Source organism: Undibacterium parvum, assembly GCF_003955735.1.
Classification (GTDB): Bacteria; Pseudomonadota; Gammaproteobacteria; order Burkholderiales; family Burkholderiaceae_D; genus Undibacterium; species Undibacterium parvum.
In genome coordinates this window covers 4,021,745-4,042,944 of sequence record NZ_CP034464.1, presented here as the reverse complement: position 1 = coordinate 4,042,944, position 21,200 = coordinate 4,021,745, and the positions used below count along the sequence as shown (strand labels likewise).

The 21,200-nt window shown below is 52.0% G+C and carries 19 protein-coding genes; 6 read left to right on the top strand and 13 right to left on the bottom strand.

Going from position 1 to position 21,200, the window contains the following annotated elements; genetic code table 11:
* Positions 1 to 49: 49 nt before the first annotated feature.
* The 6 genes from EJN92_RS17670 to EJN92_RS17645 form a co-directional block, all read right to left on the bottom strand.
* Positions 50 to 436: a hypothetical protein gene (locus EJN92_RS17670; RefSeq protein ID WP_126129019.1), complete on the bottom strand. Its 387-nt coding sequence runs from the start codon at positions 434 to 436 to the stop codon at positions 50 to 52.
* Positions 437 to 723: 287 nt separating this feature from the next.
* Positions 724 to 1,545, bottom strand: a complete 822-nt coding sequence (locus tag EJN92_RS17665; RefSeq protein WP_126129018.1) for an SAM-dependent methyltransferase — start codon at positions 1,543 to 1,545, stop codon at positions 724 to 726.
* Between the two features lie 64 nt (positions 1,546 to 1,609).
* Entirely contained in the window at positions 1,610 to 2,917 is a 1,308-nt protein-coding gene (locus EJN92_RS17660) for a GGDEF domain-containing protein (protein ID WP_157984386.1), read from the bottom strand.
* Positions 2,918 to 3,385: 468 nt separating this feature from the next.
* On the bottom strand, positions 3,386 to 3,601 hold the full coding sequence (locus EJN92_RS17655) for a hypothetical protein (protein ID WP_126129016.1): 216 nt from the start codon (positions 3,599 to 3,601) through the stop codon (positions 3,386 to 3,388).
* Between the two features lie 223 nt (positions 3,602 to 3,824).
* On the bottom strand, positions 3,825 to 4,031 hold the full coding sequence (locus tag EJN92_RS17650) for a hypothetical protein (protein WP_126129015.1): 207 nt from the start codon (positions 4,029 to 4,031) through the stop codon (positions 3,825 to 3,827).
* A gap of 15 nt (positions 4,032 to 4,046) precedes the next feature.
* Positions 4,047 to 5,780 (bottom strand): M14 family zinc carboxypeptidase, encoded by a 1,734-nt coding sequence (locus EJN92_RS17645; protein WP_126129014.1) that lies wholly within the window; start codon positions 5,778 to 5,780, stop codon positions 4,047 to 4,049.
* 170 nt (positions 5,781 to 5,950) lie between these two features.
* On the opposite strand from EJN92_RS17645, the gene EJN92_RS17640 reads away from it, so the two are divergent.
* Positions 5,951 to 6,181: a DUF3820 family protein gene (locus EJN92_RS17640; protein ID WP_126129013.1), complete on the top strand. Its 231-nt coding sequence runs from the start codon at positions 5,951 to 5,953 to the stop codon at positions 6,179 to 6,181.
* Positions 6,182 to 6,195: 14 nt separating this feature from the next.
* On the opposite strand, the gene EJN92_RS17635 is transcribed toward EJN92_RS17640, so the two are convergent.
* From EJN92_RS17635 to EJN92_RS17610, 6 genes are all read right to left on the bottom strand, one after another.
* Positions 6,196 to 7,521, bottom strand: a complete 1,326-nt coding sequence (locus EJN92_RS17635; protein WP_126129012.1) for a TAXI family TRAP transporter solute-binding subunit — start codon at positions 7,519 to 7,521, stop codon at positions 6,196 to 6,198.
* 37 nt (positions 7,522 to 7,558) lie between these two features.
* Entirely contained in the window at positions 7,559 to 8,344 is a 786-nt protein-coding gene (locus tag EJN92_RS17630; RefSeq protein ID WP_126129011.1) for a competence/damage-inducible protein A, read from the bottom strand.
* A 312-nt stretch (positions 8,345 to 8,656) separates the two neighbouring features.
* Positions 8,657 to 9,472, bottom strand: a complete 816-nt coding sequence (locus EJN92_RS17625; RefSeq protein WP_126129010.1) for an EI24 domain-containing protein — start codon at positions 9,470 to 9,472, stop codon at positions 8,657 to 8,659.
* Positions 9,469 to 10,473: a sterol desaturase family protein gene (locus EJN92_RS17620; protein ID WP_126129009.1), complete on the bottom strand. Its 1,005-nt coding sequence runs from the start codon at positions 10,471 to 10,473 to the stop codon at positions 9,469 to 9,471. The genes EJN92_RS17625 and EJN92_RS17620 overlap by 4 nt, the downstream gene beginning before the upstream one ends.
* Positions 10,470 to 11,291, bottom strand: a complete 822-nt coding sequence (locus EJN92_RS17615; RefSeq protein WP_194074946.1) for a polysaccharide deacetylase family protein — start codon at positions 11,289 to 11,291, stop codon at positions 10,470 to 10,472. The genes EJN92_RS17620 and EJN92_RS17615 overlap by 4 nt, the downstream gene beginning before the upstream one ends.
* Positions 11,291 to 12,265, bottom strand: coding sequence for a YVTN family beta-propeller repeat protein (locus tag EJN92_RS17610; RefSeq protein ID WP_126129008.1), 975 nt, complete (start codon positions 12,263 to 12,265; stop codon positions 11,291 to 11,293). The genes EJN92_RS17615 and EJN92_RS17610 overlap by 1 nt, the downstream gene beginning before the upstream one ends.
* Before the next feature lie 336 nt (positions 12,266 to 12,601).
* Here EJN92_RS17610 and EJN92_RS17605 point away from each other — a divergent pair, with 336 nt between their 5' ends.
* From EJN92_RS17605 to EJN92_RS17595, 3 genes are all read left to right on the top strand, one after another.
* Positions 12,602 to 12,958 carry an FKBP-type peptidyl-prolyl cis-trans isomerase gene (locus EJN92_RS17605; RefSeq protein ID WP_126129007.1) on the top strand — a complete coding sequence of 119 codons (357 nt, stop codon included), beginning with the start codon at positions 12,602 to 12,604 and terminating at the stop codon, positions 12,956 to 12,958.
* Between the two features lie 315 nt (positions 12,959 to 13,273).
* Entirely contained in the window at positions 13,274 to 17,335 is a 4,062-nt protein-coding gene (locus EJN92_RS17600; RefSeq protein ID WP_126129006.1) for a Pls/PosA family non-ribosomal peptide synthetase, read from the top strand.
* Positions 17,336 to 17,352: 17 nt separating this feature from the next.
* Positions 17,353 to 18,075, top strand: coding sequence for a 4'-phosphopantetheinyl transferase family protein (locus tag EJN92_RS17595; RefSeq protein ID WP_126129005.1), 723 nt, complete (start codon positions 17,353 to 17,355; stop codon positions 18,073 to 18,075).
* Positions 18,076 to 18,274: 199 nt separating this feature from the next.
* Here the strand turns inward: EJN92_RS17595 and EJN92_RS17590 are convergent, their stop codons facing one another.
* Positions 18,275 to 18,502 carry a hypothetical protein gene (locus EJN92_RS17590; RefSeq protein ID WP_126129004.1) on the bottom strand — a complete coding sequence of 76 codons (228 nt, stop codon included), beginning with the start codon at positions 18,500 to 18,502 and terminating at the stop codon, positions 18,275 to 18,277.
* Positions 18,503 to 18,772: 270 nt separating this feature from the next.
* Here EJN92_RS17590 and imuA point away from each other — a divergent pair, with 270 nt between their 5' ends.
* The gene (gene imuA / locus EJN92_RS21940; protein WP_126129003.1) at positions 18,773 to 19,573 is read left to right on the top strand and encodes a translesion DNA synthesis-associated protein ImuA; all 801 of its coding nucleotides are present in this window, start codon (positions 18,773 to 18,775) and stop codon (positions 19,571 to 19,573) included.
* Complete coding sequence (locus EJN92_RS17580) at positions 19,491 to 21,032, top strand: Y-family DNA polymerase (RefSeq protein WP_322348681.1); 1,542 nt, start codon at positions 19,491 to 19,493, stop codon at positions 21,030 to 21,032. Before imuA ends, EJN92_RS17580 begins: the two co-directional genes overlap by 83 nt.
* The last annotated feature ends 168 nt before the right edge of the window (positions 21,033 to 21,200 follow it).

The following is a 21,200-nucleotide window of genomic DNA, read 5'->3' as shown; positions in this document are numbered from 1 at the left end:
ATAAAAAAGCTAGCCTAGGCTAGCTTTTTGCATCAGCAGGCGCGCTAAATTAGCGCTTACCTGCCGCCGTTGCCGGTAAATAGTTCAGAGGATCATTCATGCCCGCCACATACGCAGTTTGCACCGAGCGTGGGCGTAAGCAAGTGGCACTCAGCACTTTGACGTCAGCTGAGATTTCATTCACGCACACTTGCAAGTCTTCTACCTTGTTTTGCGGGATACCGGCTGCCGCAGCGATAGACACCACCGTACGCAAGTTGGCACCGTGCGCGATCAGAGTATCAACTGTGTACTGCAAATCATTGCTAGAAGTGAGGGCAGTAAAAATGCCATCCATAGAAATATCCACCGCAGCCTTAGGCGCTTGCGCCTGAGCCAGCGACAAAGTTACCAGCAAAGCCGCACCAACTACCGAATTTTTTATCATTTTCTTCATCGCATATCTCCTCGTTAAGACAAACCACTTTGTCTGACCAAGCTGATTCTAAATAAGATCAGGCTAAAATCAAAGTAAAAATTGCTCACTATCAAAAAAACCATCAGCAGAGCAAAATCAATAGTGAAATTATGCCAATAAAGACCTGAAAACCTGGCCGTTTTAGCGCTTTGTACGCCGATTTCAAAAGCCACCTGCCCGCTCGCGCATAGCCCATGCGGCTTGCAGGCCAGGCAGGCTGGAAACCCGCATGGGCTATGCGCGAGCGGCCTATGCTATTTTCAAAACTAAGCAGCGTCGGCTAATGGCGCTATCGTCGTGGCCTTGAGTAAATCGACGATCTCCTGGTCGATCTGCAAGGTGTAGGCTGGTGGGATCACCAGTGTGGTGATTTGCTGCAAGCGCGCCTGCGGCAAATCTTTCAGCATCAGCCTGTCGATACGGGTCGCCTCTAGTGGATGGGTGGCTGCCTCGTACAAGATCACCTCATGCTCTAGCGGATAATCGCGTGCCAGCTTATCGACCAAAATCTGCAAACGGGCCTGATTGGTGTCGAAGCGTTTTAAGCTCAGCTCGCCCGCCAGACCCGGCTGCCACAAGATCAGCAAAGAGCTAGGGTCGAGCTTGCGCTGATAAATCATGTACTGGGTGGTTTCCATAGACTGCATGCCAAACTTACCCGGATCGATACCGATATCGGCCACCAGACAATCTTCGGCCGAAATCCCCGGCTCCATCACGGCGCTAAAGCCTTCGGCGCGTGCATCGGCAATCGCCATATGCGAGATACAGGCAAAAATACCGGGGTGACCATAAAAGGCAGCGCACACCGTTTTACCGGCACGCAGATGCTCAAGTATGGTGTCGGCCATGCGCCTATAGGTATCGCGACGATTTTTACCTTCTACTTCGCAATCACTGTAATAGCCGAGCAGGCAGATGTACTCTTTCGCCACGCCTTGCAGCCATTTGCGCGCAAATGGATTAGGCACAGCGGCGATCACCACATCGGCTGTTTCTATATGGCTCAGAGCGATAGGCGTCATCTGCCCCGCCATGCGCATGCCTGTGCCTACGCAAATTAATTTGCCGATTTTTTGTGTGTTCATGAGATTAAATTGTGATGAATGGATGACTAAAAAATGCTCGATGGCAGCTCTAGGCTGCCAACTATTATTGATACAGCGAGACCCGGTTGCGGCCTTCTGTTTTGGAGAAATACAGGGCTTTATCGGCGGCGGCCAGGGTGTCTTCAAATTCTTTTAGCTCGCGCATGCCGCGGCTGGCGACCCCAAAACTGGCGGTAATCGGGAAGGCAAAACCGCTGGGCAAACTGTCGATGGCGGCAATCGCGGCGCGGCAGCTTTCGGCCAGCGCCAGCGCCTGATGCGTATCGAACTTAGGCAGGCAGATGGCAAATTCTTCTCCGCCTAGCCGCCCCAGCATCTCGGCCTTGGGCAGCAAGGCTGTAACACGGGCACTGACCGCTTTGAGTACCCAATCGCCACTGGCGTGACCGAAGCCATCGTTGATGTTTTTAAAGTGATCCATATCAAACAAGATCACACTGATATCGCCCTGCGTTTTCTCAAACTGCTGCATGCCACAGGCAACGAAATGACCGCGATTACTCAGCTGCGTCAAAGCATCTAATTGCGAAGAAAGGCGAAATAGATTTTTCTGACGGATGATTTTTAAAGTCCAGGCCAACAGCACCACCATCAGAATGGCACCGAGCGCAATCAACATCAGTAGATTTTGGTTATTCTTTTGTTCCAGCTGTTTCTCGGTACTTAGAATTTTGTTTTTTTGTTCCAGCAAACTCAGTTGATTGGCCTTGTCCTGAGTATCGAATTTAACCCTTTGATAGGCCAGATTCTTATGCAGTTGATCGTCCAAGACCTTCTTTTTCAGCGCCAGATTGATGTCGTAATAATCCAGAGCACTTGCCATATCACCTTGGGCACGTTTGATCTTGGCCATGGTTTCGCTGGACTTCTCCATCATCTGCAGAACTTTGGAGTTTTGCGCGTGTTGGTAGGCTTGTAGACCATAACGCTCAGCTAGTTGCAGATCAGCGTTTTTTAAATATGCGCGCGCGATGGCCTCTTCCAATTGAGTTACATAATCTGAGGTTTGGTTTGTTTTTGAGAATTCAAGCAATATAGACAAACCTTCCTTTATGCCCGCCTCATTCAATCCTATATCAATCATATCAACTACGGCTAAGCTTCTGGCAATCTGACCTATTACTTGCCGATTACTGGCATCACAAATTTGAGATGTTTCAGCAACCAAGGATCGCGCTTTTTTGCGATCCCCACGTAAGAAGCCCGTCTCAATACGATTAGCTAAGCCATAACATTTTGAGAGATTATTTATTGAATTATTTTCTAACTCATACATACGATCCGCATAAACCATAGCCTCATCATATGCATGCAATGAATTTAGCAAAGTCACCGCGGCCTGTAATGCCATGATTTGATTTTCTGGCGAAGAGGTCTTTGACAATAATATAATGCTCTGATTTATCGTCTTTAATGCGTTCTCATAGTCGCCGAGATTGGCATATCCATCAGACAATTGATATAAAAACTTAATCCTTAATTCAGGCTCTTTAACTCTTTCAATAAATGACTGAACCCATTCCACTCGTTCTTTATGTTTACCTCTAAAGCCCAGTGAAATCGCAGAAATAAAATAATATCTTTCTGTTTGTTTTTTATTAAAGGTTAACTTGAAAGCACTTAATTTGTCTAATGTTTCAATTGATTTTTCCGGTGCTGTATTTAGATATTGTGAAGATAAATCAAGTAGTGCATCGACGGATAGCGATTCGTCAGCAATTGCAGATAAGGGAAGTATTACGACAAAAAGACGTAGGATAAGTAAGAGAAATTTCTGAAGATTCCTAATCATCACCATTATCGCTACGTTTAATTAAGCTTAAAAGGAGGATATATTTACTTGTATAGAGGATAGTGCAGCCTCATCCACACCCGCCAAATCCGCAATCTTTTTCTTATCACCCGACATCACCGCCGCTTTTTCTTCTGGCGTTAATCCGAATTTTTTCATCGCGGCTTTTGGGTCTTTGGCGTGCGCTTCACGTGCTGCGGCGTCTTTGTCCAGGGTATTGAGGTAATCGAGTAATTTTGACATTGTTAAGCTTAATGTTTATGTGTGGAAATAATTTGTAATAAATTGCAACAGAGAATTCTAGTGCATTTTTGTAGTCATGAGAGAAATATTATTCGAAGATCACTTGACTTGTCTCTAAAGCAGCGCTGTTTGCCACTGCGGCGCTGGCAAAAGCGCAGAAAACCCAGAAAACCCTTAGAACCTATGCCCATTCTGACAGGCGCGGCGTAATGCAGTCGCGAGTTCAGACGGGCCTATCGTCTGAACTCGCGACTGGCAAGCCCAGATCTATGCCGTCCAGATCACGCAGTTCGCATAGATTGCTGGTGCGCCCGACAAAGGGGCTGCGCTCGCTCCAGCCATCGTCGCGCGCAGGCACTAGCCAATAACCGTCTTCGTCACGGGCTATCCAAAATCGCGGTTGCTGCATGTATTCGTAGAGCGTGATCACGGTCTTGTGCTCCACTTAAATGTCAAACAGTGCGTACACCGGATAGCGCAGCCATTCTGGTTCGTGATGGCGCTGGCCGTTGGCAAAGATAAAACCCAGCACCGCATCTTGGTCACTGAGCAGCTCTGGGTTCTGGATTTTCCAGAGTTCAAACTTGGCTTTTAAGGCCGGTTCTTGCGCCAGCATTTCTAGTGCACTGTCTTCAAACACGTAATCTGAATAAGCCTCTTTTTTCTCTAACACGCTATTAAAAAAGCCCCATCTAAAAAAGCTGTCGTGCGCTTGCGGCTCTAGGGTCTCGACTGCGTAGCGGGCATTGGGCTGATCTAGATACAGCATTACATCGCCGGCACGCGCCAGAATAGTGTCAGTCTGGTTTGTGATTTCTAGCTCGTCATGAAACATGTGGCCCTCATAAGGCGTGCTGCGCGAGCCTATATGTTTAAAATGCGTGCCTTGCACTTGCATGCTCTGGTCGGCAGTGAGGGTTTGCAGCTGGACGCCGTTCCAGCGCAGGCGCTCCAGTACTTCGCGCCAGGCTTGCGGTATCAAATAAGCCTTGGGGGTAGCGACGACAGTGGCGGCGACAAAATGATCGTAGTAGGCGATGTCTTTTTCCCAGGGCTGGCTACGGTCGTACGAAAGCCGCGTGTAATTGCCCAGTTTGCTGGGGCTATACACAGCTTGATAGCCCTTGAAGCGAAAACTCGATGGCTGGCTGTGATCGGCCTTCCATTGCACAGGCCATTGCCTTCTTTGGCTGGCAGCTAGCTTGGCGGCGGCGCGCAAAGTCTGGATCTGCGCGGCGTTAGTCACGGTAAATTCCAACACCACCTCGACCAGCGTGCGCATGGAGGCATAGCGATCGGCATAGGGTTTGAGCATGTGGGTCTCAGGCATGAAACCTATGGTGTGATGCAGAGCGGCGTAACCGGTAGAAAAGCGCGGCACTTCTAAAAAATCTTCTATGCCGTCATCCGGCGTGACTTTAACCGGATTGACGTAGGGGCAAGTGGGCCAGCCGCGGGCCTGCATGTCTTGATAAATTTTCGGCAGCATCGTGCTGCGCAAAAACGGGCCGAGACCATCGCCCAGTTTATCGGCCTGAGTCTGGATTAAGGTCATGGTGTAGCTGTAATCGGCACCGTTGGAGGTATGGGTATCGACCATCACATCTGGGTCCCAGCTAGTGAAAAACTGATTAAATACCTGCGCTGCCAGGCTGTCGCATTTAATAAAATCGCGATTCAAATCGAGATTGCGGCCGTTGGCGCGAAAGCCAAATAATTCGGGGCCATCTTGATTGACGCGTGAGGTATTTTGCCGGTTTAAGCAGCCATCGACGTTGTAAATCGGGATGAATAAAAACACGGTAGAGCCTAGCGCCGCCAGACGTTCTGGCTGGGTGCAAAAATCTCTGACTAAGGCCATGCAGGCGTCGATACCTTCAGGCTCCCCCGGATGTATGCCGTTATTATTAAAAAACACGGGTCGCGCTGCGGCCTTGATCTGCTCGCGCGCGAATACGCCGTCGCTGCTGATCACGCCGGCATGCATGGGGATACCATTGTCGGAGACACCGATCTGGCCAAACTGCAAAATTTGCGGGAAAGCGGCAGCCAGTTGTTGGTAAAACGGGATACATTGCTCCCAACTGCTGGTTTGATTCTGATTGCCTAGCTCATACGGGGTCGGATAGACGCTGGCAGAGTTGGCTGATTTGGCGGAGTGATTGAAGATGGCGGACATAGCGGCACTTTCTTTTTGCGGTAGTATCGGGTAGAGAGCGGGTAAATATCGGGTAGAAAATCGTGGCGCAGATTGTAGCATTTGGTAGAGAAATGCTAGGCTTTTCTGTGACGCAAGCAGCATAAATCGGGTACATTGGTGCTCCTGCCCTAAGCACTGTTGGAATTACCATGCAAGCCGAAGATCTCTTACTACTCGTCAGCCGTGAAATGCCTTACGGTAAATATCAGGGGCGTTTGATTGCCGATTTGCCCGGGCATTATCTGGGCTGGTTCGCGCGCGAGGGTTTCCCTAAGGGCGAGATCGGCAGATTATTGGCCTTGATGTATGAGATCGATCACAATAATCTGGGTGCATTGCTGCTGCCCTTGCGCGGCAAAACAGCGCCACGCAGCAAATAAGACCATCAGCTTAACTAAGTATTAAGTAAGCTCTGTACCCGCTTGCGGACAAAGTTGATATGACTGCGCAGGCCGTACAACTCTTCGGCATACGAGAGCGGTATCGAGATGCGATTGACCTTCTCTTCTATCTCATCAAGATTTTTCAATTGCTGTTGCGCTACTTGCTGACGCCGCTCTGGCGCCACCTCGTCCAAGGCCTGCTCGACCAGTCGTAATTTGCCATACCACTGATACACGCGTGAACGTATCCGCCACACGTACAGCGGCGGGATGATTTTAGACAGCGGCAGAAACAGCGCACCGGCCGCTAAAAACACCACCCACATGCGCTCGACAAAATTGGCCAGCCAAAAGCTCAGGTAACGCTGAAAAAATGGCGGGCCATTCTTATAAAATTTCTCAGCCTGCGCCGCTACCGGGATTTCGGTGTAACGGTCAGACGGAAACTCGCCCTGCTTACTGAACCAACCAGCGCCGCCATGTATTTTTTGCGCAGCCTGTAGCAATTGCCCTATCAGCGCCGGATGCAGACTCTCATGCGCCACCAGGGTGGCGGTGGGCGAAATCAAATGAACATCACGCGCGGGGATGTTTTTGCCAAAATCGACGATGCCACGCGGCAGCACTACATGCGATAAAAATGGGAAACGACGGCTATACGCCTCGGCCTGAGTAAAATCAAACAGCTGTATGCCGGGGGTCTGCAACAGCATTTGCAGTATCAGAGAATCGGGTGCCGAACTCATGATGAGGGCGTCGATTTTGCCCTCTAGCAGCGCCACCGTGGCTGGGGTGGTGGCGAGTCGCGAGAGCCGCACATCTACTTCTTGCATGCCATTGACATCAAGAATTTGTTTAAACAGCCTGGCTCCACCCATGCCCTCTGTGCCTACATTGATACGCTTGTTTTTAAATTGCGTGATGCTAGTGAGTTCTTTTTTATCGCGGTAAAAAATCCAGATCGGTTCATAAAACAAACTCCCCAGCGAGACTAAGCCCTTGCTGCGCGCCTCAGCCTCATCGGTAGAGCCGCTCTGCACGAAACCGATTTCTATCACCGAATCGGGGTCGCTGATTTTCTCTAGATTTTCTTGTGATCCTTGCGAGGCCTGCAAGTTGAGGCTGATCTGGTTCTTCGCCAATTCGGCCGCGTAGCGCTTGGCGTAAGCTTCATAGGCACTATTGTCTTGCCCGGTAATAAAATCGATATCGCTAGGCGGTGCCGGATCGACCAATTTATACGCCAAACCACCTACCACCAAGATCATCAACAACATAGGACCGAACGCGACCAGTAGATCGCGCAGGGAGAATAGTGTGAATTTAATTTTCGACATGGGGCTAAGCTAATGGCTAATGGTGAGGAACAGCTTATCAGGCGGGCCGATACTCGGCATGAAAACCATCCAAGCCCGCCAGCATGTCGGCAAACGCGGCCGCCACCTGAGTCGGCTCGCCTTTGACGCCCAACTCTATGTGGCGACGGGTATTGGCGTCGCCAACGCTGGGTAGGCTAAATACTTTAATCTGCGGGTACTTGGCTTCTAGCGCTTCCATCATCGGCGTCAGGGTTGCCTCCATCGCTTCAAACACCAGCACGGCTTGTTCTGCAAATGGGGTTTGATGAAACAGATGGCTGTAATGAGTATCGAGCACCCACTCCAGCATAGGCCAGGCCATCACCGGAAAACCTGGCACGAAATAATGATTATTAATCGCGAAACCAGGGATTTTATTATACGGATTAGGGATCAATGCGGCGCCCTGCGGGAACTCGCCCATCTTCAGTCTATGCAAATTATCGGGGCTGTCCAGATCGACCGCCTGGCCGGTATCCGGCGCGGTTTCGACTATCCTTTGCTGTATCAATTTCTTCGCTTCGGGATGCAATGCCAAAGACAATTGCAGCGCTAAGGCGGCGCATTGACGGGTGTGATCATCCGGAGTGGCACCTATGCCACCGGTACAAAACACGATATCGTCACTGGCAAAACTACGTTGCAAGGTGGCGATAATGCGCGCCCTATCGTCACCGATATACTCGGCCCAATCGAGCTGCAGGCCACGCGCCGCCAGCATCTGTATGACTTGCGGCAAATGCTTGTCGCTACGCTTGCCGGATAAAATTTCGTCACCGATGATGATGAGACCAATTGCCATTTTCACTCCCTTGATGCATCACAAAAAAAACCGGCACAGGCGGCTAGTCTATCAATTCAAAAGCAGGCAAGCCCAGGGCCCATATTCCATGCGCCCTACAAGCCAGATGCCGCCAACAAGCGCATGGAATATGCGCCTCCAGCCTAGGGAACTTCTAAAAACCCCATACTCGGGCGCATCGCGGCGTTGATTGTTCAATGCGATCCTCGCAATACCGACGTATTGCTCCGGTTTGCGCCTTGCGCTGCATCCCGATTAACGGGTTTTTAGAAGTTCCCCCTGCCCCTGTTTCATTCTATAGCGGGGCTGCTTTTAGTTTGCTCGATTTACTTCGCTTCGGTGTTGCTGTAAGGCGGCCATGCAATAGTATTGAAACCATAGGCCGGTAAAGATAAACACCAGCACGTACAACCAGATCGCCAGTCCCGCCAGAAACGGGAAGAACACGAAGGACATTACGCCGCCCACCCACAACAACATCGGGGCGCCACCGATGATGCCAGAGATGGTGCCCATGATCAGAAACGGCGTGCGGTGCTGGCGCGTCAAACTAAGTCGCTCGGCAGCATCGGCATGCTCAGCCAAAGCGTCGTAAGCCATCACGCGATAGGTGAGCCAGCCCAATAACAAGCCTTGCACCACAAAATGCAAGGGTGGCAGCAGTAACAAGGGCAGCGTCACTAGCCAGAGCAGCAGAAAAATAAAAAACGAGCTCGCCGAATGCCATACACTGCCGATTAAAGAGCCGCCCTGACGCTGCTCCAGATCAGGATAAGTAGCACGACTGACGTGCCGGCTAATCACCGGCATCGCCATCAAGGCGGTCGCCAGTAAGGAGGTGAGCACCATAAAGGGTAGCAACAACCACATCGCAATGAAAGGCACGATCACGGTTTTAAATGCCAACATGCCGGTCCATTCCAGGATCGCGCCGCTGGTTTTAAATCCTTCGTGTTTCACGAAAAACGCCTGAATAAAATCGACCAGATCCTGCATGCCCCACCACAAAGCCAGCCCCCACAAGGCCAGCGACAAGAAAAACGGCAGCAGGCTCAAGAACAAAATACGCCAATGAAATTGCGCCAGCAGCGCCCTGCCCCATGCGTGGGCGATCGCAGTTAAATTCATGGCGTTTCCTTGCTCGCGACGACCTGCTGCTCCGGTCCATCGCGTCCAAATAAGCGCTTGATGCCCAGCCATTGTTGCGAGAAAAAGCCGCGCCCATAATCGCGTGAGCGGCCCTCTGGCGCGACTAATTGATCGCGAATGCCGGTCATGGAATATTCCTGAATAAATAGAGCGCTGCCAAACAGCACATCCCAGATCGGGAACAAGACCGCAAAATTATGCCCGCCTATACTGCCCTTGCCATGGGTTTCGTGACCGACCCCGATCGCGTGGTGAGTACGATGGTAGCGCGGTGAGACCAGCAAATACTCGCCGATGCGGCCAAAATGGATGCGTACATTGGCGTGTTGCAGACTCTGCAGCATGCGCGACAACACCACCAGTGTCAGATATTGGCCCGGCTGTACACCGATCGCAATCGCGATCAAACCCATGTAGATGTCGCGCAAAATATCGTCGAATAAGTGATTGCGATTATCGCTCCACAGATTCATATTGCGCTGGCTGTGGTGCAGACTATGCAGCGCCCACCACCAGTTAAATTGATGTTCGGCTCTGTGATACCAGTAGTCAAAAAAATCCAGCACCAGCAAATAAATACAGAACACCAGCACCGGATATTCCAACATTGTTGGCCAGAGGTTTTCCAGATTAAACGGGTTCATGCCCTGCAGATGCAACTCGGCCGTCAGGCTGTCGAGCAAGGGGTCGAGCAACAAAAAAATCGCCACTGAAAAAATACCCAAGCGATGCAAGGCGGTATAGATAAAATCATTCCAGCGCGCACTGCGATCGGTGATTTTATGCACGGGTATCAGCGCTTCCAAGGGACGCAGTAGCATGTACAGCACTAGCAATTCGCAAACCCCCATCAAAAACCATTCGACCCCGTGAAAAGCATCTTCAACGAACTCACCTAGGCCGATTTGAAACACAAGTGGCTGCACGATGGTTTCAAAAATCCAAGCCTGCGCATTAGCAAAAAGATCTAAAAAATTCATGGATGTTTTTTTACAGAATAAAGAGGATGTTCACGCAAGGTGGCAAAGCAAAAACCTTTTTGCTCCAGTCCTTGGATTAAGGGTTCCAGGTTTTCGGGTGCCCAGGCGGTCTTGCGCGACCAGATGCCCAGATGCGCCATGAAGATGTCGCCGTCTTTTAGGCCATCCAGCGCGCGCTTGAGTAAAGCCGGATTACTCCAGCTCTCACTAGGCAATTCATCGCCAGAAAAACCGGCCGGCGACCAGCCGACGTGACGATAGCCACAACTGAGCACGGCTTTCTCAAGCTGAGGGCTGAGTTTGCCACCGGGGGCGCGCCACAAGGGATCAAGCTGAACGCCAGTTAATTGCTTAAAACGCTGATCGACGCGCGCCAACTCGGCGCAATATTGCTGCGTGCTCCAAACCAGTTTTTTACCGGCTTGCGCACCGAACTGCGGTTTGACCTCGACCCGTCCTTCGGGCAAATCACGCAAAAAATACACGTGATCAAAAGTATGACTACCAAAGGCATGGCCGTCTTGCTGCAATTGTTTCCAGTAAGTTGCCCAGGCTGGGTCTAGTGAATAATCGCCGTTGAAGGTTTTTTCATTCGCCAGAAAAAACGTCGCCTTAATACGGTGACGAGCTAAAGTCTGGGCGATGAGTTCGGCTTGCGATTGGCTGCCGGTATCGAAACTGAGGTAGATAGTGCCTTGGCAGGCGCGACCTGTGGCCGTCGTACTTACGGTCATGGCCGCGTCGGCAGTAGCGACAACGCCCAGCGCTGCTGCGCACAGCAGTGCAAGCTTAAGCGCAGGACGGGCAGGTTTCTTCATTACATATTCGGCGCACGGTCATAGAAGTACACGCCATGCGGTGAACGACCGACAGGAATGAGCTTGATGACTTTTTTGCTGGCGACATCGATTACTGCAACTTTTTTAATCCAGCGCAGCGTGGCCCACAGGGTTTTACCGTCGGCGCTCAACTCCATACAATCAGGGCCGCCCGGCACTGGTATGGTGCCTACGTTTTCCAGCGTCACTTGATCGATGATATTGATGGTATTGGAAGTACGGTTAGATACGAACACGTGGCGCTTATCGCCCATGGATCGGAAATTATGCGTGCCTTCGCCTGCGGTAATGCGCTTGACGGTTTTTTGAGTACGCCAGTCTATGACCTCGACATAATTCTTACCCATGATACCGACTAGCAAATGCTTATCGTCCGGCGTCATGACGATACCGGCTGGCAGTTTGCCGACGGGGATAGTCCATTTTACTTTTTGCGTTGCCAGATCGATCGCCGAGACTTGATCACTGCCCTGCTGGGTGATGAAGACCGTGGTGCTGGCGGCATCAAAGGCCATATGACTAGGCAGTTTAGCTAAAGGGGTGCGATTGACTAGCGTAAAATCCTTGCCGTCGTATTTATAAAAATCAACGCGGTCGAGTCTGAGCGAATTAGAGATAAACCATTTTTGATTCGGCGAAAAACCGATCTGATACGGATCGGCCACATCTTTGATGCGTCTTTGTATCTGCCCGGTCTTAGGATCGAGAAACACCAACTCATCACCAACTGCGTTGGCCACGATCAGGGATTTATTATCCGGTGTGGCCATTAAATGATGTGGCTCTTTACCGATAGGAAAGCTGCTTAGCTCTTTCTGAGTTTCCTGATCGAGTAAAGTCACGGTGGCATCGCGAGAATTAAGTACCACCACCACATCAGCCTTAGCGTCTTGAAACAGTGCGGACAACAGCGAAGATAACACCAAAGATAAAGCTATAAAACGAAGCTGCATGTAGTTTACCGCTTTAAAAAAATGAACAAAATTGATAAGGCGTATTTTACCGCGCCTAGGCAGGGCAAGCTCAGCTATCCATAAAAAGCCTGCTTCTTTTTACACTATTTTGCGAAAAATCAAGCACGCTTACTCAATTTTACGCATTTTTTACGAAAGCAAGCCGCGCCGCGCGCTGAGCCTGACGCGATTTTGGTCTACAATTGCGCCAGTTTTTTCATCAAACAAAGGGCTTAGGCAAAATTATTCCAGCCAGGCGTAGCGCCGAACATAGTACGCTAGCACCACGCTGGGGCGGTTTTGTTTAAGCCCTAAAACACATCTAAGGACATCATCATGACTAGCATCACTACCGTATCCGGTTTGCAATACGAAGATAAAGTTGTCGGCACCGGTGCCGAAGCGCAAGCGGGCAATAACGTAGACGTACATTACACTGGCTGGTTGCAAAATGCCGATGGCAGCGCCGGTAAAAAATTCGATTCCAGCAAAGACCGTGGCACTCCATTTTCTTTCGCGCTGGGCGCAGGCCAAGTCATCAAGGGTTGGGATGAAGGCGTGCAAGGCATGAAAATCGGCGGCACCCGTGTCTTGACTATCCCTTCGGCACTCGGTTACGGCCCTCGCGGCGCGGGCGGCGTAATCCCAGCGAACGCGACTTTGATTTTTGAAGTTGAATTGCTGGGCGTTTAATACGAATTCCGGTTTTTAGGGGAGTATGCTTATCTGCACCGCGTTCGCGCATATAGTATATGCGCGAGCCAGTCACTTAGGTAGATACCCCTGGCTAGTATATGAATCCTCCGGAACCCCGGAGGATTTTTTTAGCCGTCAAAATGCAGGACTCAGGGCGCGCCACTGGCGTTGTAAAATTTGACTCAAAATCGGGGCAAAATGTTAAACTGCCACGCCGCTGATGGTCAAAAGCCGAGCTTTCAGCATGCGCTAATGCAGCACTAATGCCGCACAATTATGCGTCCCTAACACCTAAAAGTCTGCCTTGTTTTTATGCCTCACACTAGCGCCACTGCCATACCGACTCAATCCGAAAGCAAGTCCGGAATCCTTAAGCATCCAGATATTTTGTACGGTGCGACCCAGCCTGAACTGATACGCAAGGAGATCTTGGCCGATCTACTCGAAGCCAGTGCCACGCAATTCGCCGAGCAACCAGCCCTGATCTTGGGCGAGCAGACGCTAAGTTATGCGCAACTCAATGAGCAAGCCGACCGCGCTGCATCGCAGCTGATCGCGGCTGGCGTCAGGCCGGGGCAGATTATTGGTCTGTGGCTGCCACGCGGTATCGATTTATTAGTCATGCAGGCCGCCATCGCCAAGAGCGGTGCGGCCTGGTTGCCGTTTGATGCAGATACACCAGTTGAGCGTATCGCAGTCTGCCTGGAAGATGCGCAAGCCTTTGGCATTCTTAGTTGCCAGGCGCTAGCGCCACAACTGAGCAGCCTGCCCTGCCAAGTCTGGTGCGCCGAAGATCTGTTGCAGGCATCAGATTCGCCTTTATTGCGCCGTCAAGGCAGCTCGCCCAGCGACCCTGCGTATGTAATTTACACCTCAGGATCGACCGGCAAACCCAAGGGTATAGTGATTACTCAGGGTAGTATCTGCCATTTTTTGCGCAGCGAAAACAGCGTGCTGGGGGTGCGCAGCACAGACCGTGTGTATCAGGGTTTTTCGGTTGCCTTTGATATGTCGTTTGAAGAAATCTGGATCAGTTATCTGGTCGGCGCCTGTCTGTGGATAGCCCCGCGCGAGGTAGCCTTAGATCCCGATGCGCTGCCACAAGCACTGAACCAAAACCAAGTCACGGTACTGCATGCAGTACCGACCTTACTGGCCTTGTTTAGCCGCGACGTGCCTAGTTTGCGCATTATTAATCTGGGCGGCGAGATGTGCCCAGAGACACTGGTGACACGCTGGGTCAAACCGGGACGGCAATTATTTAACACCTATGGCCCGACCGAGGCGACGGTCTCGGCCAGCCTGGCCGAACTGCAGTTAAACCAGCCTGTGACTATCGGCAAGCCTTTGCCCAATTATGGTTTGCTGGTAATCGATACCGCCCTGGAAAATGGCCTGGTTTTATTGCCACGCGGCGCCACGGGTGAGTTGTGCATCACCGGCCCCGGTGTCGCTCAAGGCTACCTAGGTCGCCCTGATTTAACAGTAGAAAAATTTATCACCAACCCTTGGGCCAGCGGCGACTATGATCAGCGCCTGTACCGCACTGGCGATCTGGCGCGTATCGATGAGGATGGTAGTGTGCAATGTCTGGGACGCTCCGATGATCAGGTAAAAATCCGCGGTTTTCGGGTAGAACTGGGTGAAATTGAAGCAGTATTGGCCAAGCAAGCTGGGGTAGGCACGGTGGCGGTGATCTTGCGCCAGGAAGAAGGCATAGATCACTTGATCGCCTTCATCGTAGCGGAAGCCGATCAGACACTTTCTAGCGCCCTACTCCGGGCAAACCTGGCAGCGGTGTTGCCACCGTATATGGTGCCGGGACGGTTTGAGAGTCTATTGGAAATGCCACGTCTCACCTCGGGCAAGATAGATCGCAAAGAACTCAAAAATCGCCCGCTGACCGTACTGAGTAGTTCGGCAGAATCGGACCGCGCCAGCAATGCAGCTGAGGAAGTTTTATTTAGCGCCTTGCACAAATTATTTCCTGGTCAGCCAGTGCGCAGAGAACTCGATTTTTTCGCCGATCTGGGTGGTCACTCTTTACTGGCCGCGCGTCTGGTGTCGGCCTTGCGCGCCGATGCACGCTTTGCCTATTTCAAGATCAGCGATATTTATCAGCATAGACACCTAGGCCAGATCGCCATGGTCTTGGCGCAATCGCAAATAGAAATTGGGGCCGAGACCGAAGCGGATCGCTGGACTCCGCCGTCTGACTTTAAGCGCTGGGTGTGCGGCGCGGCGCAGGCAATCGCTATCCCCTGCCTGGTGGCGATGCGCATGATGCAATGGTTGGCACCTTTTTTTGCCTATCATTTTCTAACTGGCGATGCCGACGACTCGATACCGAGAGCGATCGCTTTGTCGGTAGGAGTATTTTTATTGCTGACGATAATGGAGTTTGCGCTTGCCATCCTCGGTAAATGGCTGATCGTCGGCCGATTAAAGGCGGGTTCATATCCACTGTGGGGTTGGACCTATTATCGCTGGTGGCTGGCGGATCGCTTGATCGAGGCCGCCCCAGTGTATATGTTAAGCGGCTCATCGCTATACGTTTGGTGGTTGCGCGCACTGGGCGCAAAAATCGGCAAAGACGTGAATATTGGCTCTATGACTTTACGCGCCCCGGATCTGCTAGAGATTGGCGACCTGGCCAGCATAGGCAATGCGAGTAATTTTGAAAATGCCCGCATCGAACGTGGTCAATTGCGACTCGGGCATATCAAGATAGGCCAAAATGCCTGCGTAGGCTCGTACGCGATACTCGAAGGTGGTGTCACAATAGGCGAATATGGCCATCTGGAAGGGCAATCGGCACTCAGCGAAGGGCAAAGCATTCCTGCCAGACGGATCTGGCGTGGCTCGCCAGCGCATGATATCGGAGCCTTTGAGCCTAGCTCGCTTCCAGCGCGCCCACCAGTATCAAACTTACGCCTGGCGGCCGAAGCGATCTTCTTCATCTTTGGCAGTGCCTTGATTGCCGCCCTATTTTTTCTGCCGGTCTTCCCTAGTTTTGTCGCGATCGACATGCTCGATAACGTCGAGACTTTTCCTTGGTTACAAGGAAATTCGATTGCTTTTCAATTGACTAAATATTTTATTCTGGCCTTCCCTGCCACCGCGATCTTAATACTCTGCACCGCCCTGCTATCGGCCGGAATACGCTGGAGCGTTTTACCAAAGCTCAAACCTGGCAGTTACTCTGTGCATGGCAATACTTATTGCGCCAAATGGCTGGTGAATCAAATTCAGGAAGCTAGTCTGAATGTCTTGCATGGGGTATATGCCACCGTGTATGCGCCGTTTTGGTATCGTTTACTGGGTGCAAAAGTAGGCAAAGGTGCGGAGATCTCGACCGCACTAGGCGTGGTCCCAGACATGCTGACGCTGGGCGATGAAACCTTTATCGCCGATGCAGTTTTACTCGGTGACGAACAGATCGATGGCGGCTGGATGAGCATGCAGCCCACCGTGATTTCACGCCGCAGCTTTGTCGGTAACGGCGCGTATATTCCGGATGGCACCATCCTGCCTGAGAATGTATTAATCGGCGTGCACAGTAGCGCCCCGGCCAATGAAACCATGCGCAACGGTGACACTTGGCTAGGCTCACCGGCCATCCATTTACCGGCGCGCGAAGAAGTCAAAGGCTTCCCTGAAGAGCTGACCTTTCATCCCTCAGTATGGCGTCGCATAGGTCGCACTCTGGTAGAGACTTTCCGTATCGTGGCACCGCATGCGATGGTGATTTCGGTCGGCTACACCATCGTGCTCGATCTGATGCCACTGGCAGATGAAGACTTGTGGGGCGAAGTTCTGTATTACCTGCTGTTAGCAGGTTTAGCGTATGGACTAGGCTGCTTCGCCTTTGTTTTGGCTTTAAAATGGATCTTCATGGGACGCTACCAAAAAAGTAGTACGCCTATGTGGACCAAATTTGTCTGGCTCTCGGAAGCCATCACCAATTTATACGAGGGCATTGCAGTACCAAATTTCATGCGTTATCTGCGCGGCACACCTTGGCTGCCGCTGGTGTTCAATTTACTCGGCAGTAAAATCGGCAAAGGCGTGTACCTGGACACCACCGACATTACGGAATTTGATTGCGTCAGCATCGGTGCATATAGCGAAATCAATGCCCTAGCCTGCCCGCAAACCCATTTATTTGAAGACCGCGTCATGAAGATCGACCATGTAAAAATCGGTGAACGCGTCTACATGGGGCCGCGCAGCGCGGTGCTATACAGCGCCGTAGTGGGTGATGACGCCAAATTAGGTGCTCTCACGCTGGTGATGAAGGGCGAGTTTATCCCGGCAAAATCGAGCTGGCGCGGCTGCCCGGCATCGATTGCACAGGCAATTCCACAACTTTAAGAGCAGACCAAAAAACCATGTCGGTGCTGACCGTGTATAGCTGGCCAGAGCAAAGCGCAGCCGCACTGACTGCCTTGGCCGAGCATGCCTTAGTGGTAGTCAGTATCGCAAGCCCAGCTGCTGCCAGTCGCGAGTGGGCTAGGCAGCAGCTGCGTCTGGCCGTACGCGACTTGCTCAGTTGCGCCTATGCCTGCACTAGCGAACAGCTCGTATTGGAGCGCCAGCCCGGCCAAGTACCGGGACTTAAATTATCTATCCCCGGGCATCAGATCGCCCTCTCCATTAGCCATGAAAGCGGTTTATCGATTGCAGCGATACGGACTCGTCAGCGCAATGAAGCACTTGAGCATGGAGAGCATAGTGAGCAGCAGCCAAATGAGGCTGAAGTTGGCGCTGAAAATAACGCTGAAGATAGCTCGAAAAATGAGTATGCGAATGGCACAGACTTAGACTGGAAAATAGGCGTAGATTTGCTCAAACTAGCCCATCTACCCGACTGGCAAGCGGTTGCGACGCTGTATTTAGGGCCGGAGGTGAGCGCCGCCATCGCCGCCACAGACCCAGCACAACAAATGGCCTGCTTCGCCCTACACTGGGCACAACTGGAAGCCAGATGTAAATGCCAGGGGCTAGGCTTAAGTGAATGGTCAGTATCAAGCAACGCGGATACGGCCGCCTATCGCTATCAGCAACTAGACCTACCAACAGGCTATGTCGGCGCTCTCGCTATAAAAATCTAGAGTTTTGCCGGGCCAGTTTCAGACTAAATCAAATATGGCAGCAATGCTCAATTAACTGACAAGCCAACTGCAATTGAGGCTTGATTCGGCCAAGATTCAGTGCAAATTCAGTACAAACTAAGCGCGCCATTCTACGCCCCCACAGTCTGGCTCAATGCGCTCGCAATGCCGCCACTGAACTACTTCAGGTCTGCCAAGATCACCAATTGGCTTTAGACAAAATCACTAGCCACTTACGCAAGACTAAAATTTCCAGATGCCCGGCTTGTACTCCGGTGGAGCAATCCATGATGGGATTAACCCGATATGGACGTCGTCTGAAATCGAGACACACAAAAATCTCTCGACTACCCACGCGCATTAAAAATGAGCTAGGTGCAAATTGCAGGCTAAAACGCGCATCAAAAGTTTGTTCGAGGTTAGTCATTTGAGGTGATCTCCATTTCGTAAATTAGGTGAACTAGGTGAATTAAGGAATTCTATGAACTCTATAAAACCTGTAAGTGCATAAATTTCTATCGGATTGCATGTTGATCACTTTAGCACAAAGTACTGTATATGCAATCAGTATTTATATTTTCCGTGGTTTTTCTGCTTTTTTCGCGCGCCTTTTACAACAAGCGACAACAAGTTTGAATTTATCTGAATAAGCGATTATACTGATTTTATATACAGTAGTTTTTTTATTTGGCATACCATGAAATCGAGCCCCCATCCCGCGCCAGAAAGCATCCATCCTTCGCTATGGCGCGCCTCACAACTGGCGCGTGCTCATGGTGATTATGTGGCTTGCGGCTACTCAGACTTAGCCGCCGAGCTACCCGGTGCAGGCTGGCCCATGGGCGCTTTGAGTGAAATCCTGATACAGCATCCTGGCACGGCAGAGCTAGCGCTATTGCAACCAGCCCTGGCGGGTTTGCAGCGCGGCCACATCATTTTGCTAGAGCCGCCGTATCAACCGCAGGCGCTGGGTTTAGCGGAACTTGGTCTGGATATCTCACGCATTCTTTGGCTGCGCTGCAAGACCCATAGCGATGCGCTGTGGAGCGCCGAACAAATTTTACGTAGTGCTAGTTGTGCCGCGCTGCTGTTTTGGCCTAGCCAAATCAGAAGCGAGAATCTGCGTCGCCTGCATCTGGCGGCACAAAGCGGCAACACGCTGTTTACCGTGATCCGTGCGCAGCAGCAAGCGCTTAATCCTTCACCCGCGCCCTTACGCCTGAAGCTGCAGCGCGTCGCACTTGGCCTCCAGGTAGAGATTATCAAGCGACGCGGTACGCAAGCGCATGCACCTTTGATTATTCCTCAGGCACGCCTGGCCGCTATGTATCGCGCCCGCCCTGACACCACTATTTATGAGCATGAGCATGTTGAGCACCCACTCATTAGCGAAAGCAACAGCAACATCGCCAACCGTGCCCAAGCCACCCGTACTGTGGCTGGCCGTGCATTTACCACTGCTCAGCATAGAAACTTTCCAGCCGAACTGGCTGGCTGATCATGGCACGGTGGTGCTGGATAAAAATCGCGTGGTAGCGCTATCAAACTATGCGCGCGCGGCCGGTGTGCAACTGGGCATGCGCAGTGGCAGTGTGGCGATGCTGCTACCCGAGGCGAAACTGAGGCAATATGATGCTGCGCAAGAGCAAGCGACACTGCAACGTGTCGCGCTCGCGCTACTTATCTACTCGCCACAGGTGGCCAGCGCCGAGCAGGCTAGCTTACTGATGAATATCGGTGCCAGCTTGCGCCTGTTTGGCGGGGTGCGGCAATTGCGGCAGCGCGTGCTGGCCAGCATGGCGCTACTGGGCGTCAGCGTCACGCTGGGCTATGCCCCTAGCGCAGGCGCAGCCTGGCTCATGGCGCATGCAGCCAGCGCAACAGGCCGACGCGGGCGCTACTGCCTGACAGCGCGCCGCCTCAGTGCGCGGCTAGATCCTCTTCCGGTGCGCTTATTAGCTGCCGCCGCGCCCTGGCGCGACTGGCTGCAGGGCATAGACTGTCATGATTTAAAAAGTCTGCGCCAACTACCACGCGCCGGGATACAGCGACGCTGTGGCAAGGCCTTACTCGCCAGCCTGGACTACGCTTACGGCCAAGCCGCAGAACTACATCAGTGGCTGCAAGTGCCGGCAGAATTTATCGCCTACGTCGAACTACCTGAGCGCATAGAACAGGCCGAGGCCTTGCTCAATTATGCGCAAGTCTTACTGCAACAACTGAGTGGCTGGCTCAGAGCCAAACAGTTGGCGCTGAGCCAATTACAACTAGAGTTGGAGCACGAGCGCGGACGCCTGGCAGTCGCGCCTAGCCAGGTCATGATCAGCTTAGCCGAACCCACCTGGCAAGCCGAGCATCTGGCGCGCTTATTAAAAGAAAGACTGGCGCAACTAAGCCTTGCCACGCCGGTGATAGGCTTGCGTCTGCACGCCGCACAGCTGGTCGCCATGCAAGCCCCCAGCGCCAGCCTGTTTCCCGACCCAAGCGGCAGCCCGCAACAGCAGCACCGCTTATTAGAGCTACTAGTGGCACGCTTGGGCAGCGAGAATATCCTGCAAACGCAGCCGCTCGCCGACTACAGACCGGAAGTAGCGAATCACTGGATAGCCGCGCTGCAGTCGCAGTCCAAGGCGCATAGCACAACGCACAACGCGGCGCAATTAGCGCCCGCACCGGCAGCCATGATGAACCGCCCGAGCTGGTTGCTGGCCACACCCATCGCTCTGGAACTAAGACAACATAGGCCGTATTATCGCGGCGCACTGAGCATACTCTCGCCGCCCGAACGCATCGAAGCCGGTTGGTGGAATGGGCAATTAATCACCCGCGATTACTTCATCGCCGAAACCAGCGAACATCTGCGCTGCTGGATCTACCACGAGAGAATCAGCGCGGCACAACAGGCCGAGCAGGCGAATGAAGCTGCAGTCTGGTATCTGCATGGCTGGTTCGGATAAGGTCGCAAACATGCAAAAGCTTTTTCAAACAGTGGTAAGCCCAGCGCGCATATCCCATGCGCCTTGCAGGCCGACATGACTGGAAACCCGCATGGAATATGCGCGTCCGGCCAGGCCACTTTTAAATTTCAAACACGTCCGAGCGCCACAGCTAGCGCTCATCTGCTC

Excerpts from the sequence above, each read along its gene's own strand:
- EJN92_RS17615 (WP_194074946.1), bottom strand. The coding sequence starts at position 11,291 with ATGAAGAAACCTGCCCGTCCTGCGCTTAAGCTTGCACTGCTGTGCGCA.
- EJN92_RS17610 (WP_126129008.1), bottom strand. The coding sequence starts at position 12,265 with ATGCAGCTTCGTTTTATAGCTTTATCTTTGGTGTTATCTTCGCTGTTG.
- EJN92_RS17600 (WP_126129006.1), top strand. The coding sequence starts at position 13,274 with ATGCCTCACACTAGCGCCACTGCCATACCGACTCAATCCGAAAGCAAG.
- EJN92_RS17605 (WP_126129007.1), top strand. The coding sequence starts at position 12,602 with ATGACTAGCATCACTACCGTATCCGGTTTGCAATACGAAGATAAAGTT.
- EJN92_RS17630 (WP_126129011.1), bottom strand. The coding sequence starts at position 8,344 with ATGGCAATTGGTCTCATCATCATCGGTGACGAAATTTTATCCGGCAAG.
- EJN92_RS17625 (WP_126129010.1), bottom strand. The coding sequence starts at position 9,472 with ATGAATTTAACTGCGATCGCCCACGCATGGGGCAGGGCGCTGCTGGCG.
- EJN92_RS17640 (WP_126129013.1), top strand. The coding sequence starts at position 5,951 with ATGCAAGCCGAAGATCTCTTACTACTCGTCAGCCGTGAAATGCCTTAC.
- EJN92_RS17590 (WP_126129004.1), bottom strand. The coding sequence starts at position 18,502 with ATGACTAACCTCGAACAAACTTTTGATGCGCGTTTTAGCCTGCAATTT.
- EJN92_RS17595 (WP_126129005.1), top strand. The coding sequence starts at position 17,353 with ATGTCGGTGCTGACCGTGTATAGCTGGCCAGAGCAAAGCGCAGCCGCA.
- EJN92_RS17620 (WP_126129009.1), bottom strand. The coding sequence starts at position 10,473 with ATGAATTTTTTAGATCTTTTTGCTAATGCGCAGGCTTGGATTTTTGAA.
- EJN92_RS17655 (WP_126129016.1), bottom strand. The coding sequence starts at position 3,601 with ATGTCAAAATTACTCGATTACCTCAATACCCTGGACAAAGACGCCGCA.
- EJN92_RS17665 (WP_126129018.1), bottom strand. The coding sequence starts at position 1,545 with ATGAACACACAAAAAATCGGCAAATTAATTTGCGTAGGCACAGGCATG.
- EJN92_RS17635 (WP_126129012.1), bottom strand. The coding sequence starts at position 7,521 with ATGTCGAAAATTAAATTCACACTATTCTCCCTGCGCGATCTACTGGTC.
- imuA (WP_126129003.1), top strand. The coding sequence starts at position 18,773 with ATGAAATCGAGCCCCCATCCCGCGCCAGAAAGCATCCATCCTTCGCTA.
- EJN92_RS17660 (WP_157984386.1), bottom strand. The coding sequence starts at position 2,917 with ATGGCATTACAGGCCGCGGTGACTTTGCTAAATTCATTGCATGCATAT.
- EJN92_RS17645 (WP_126129014.1), bottom strand. The coding sequence starts at position 5,780 with ATGTCCGCCATCTTCAATCACTCCGCCAAATCAGCCAACTCTGCCAGC.
- EJN92_RS17670 (WP_126129019.1), bottom strand. The coding sequence starts at position 436 with ATGAAGAAAATGATAAAAAATTCGGTAGTTGGTGCGGCTTTGCTGGTA.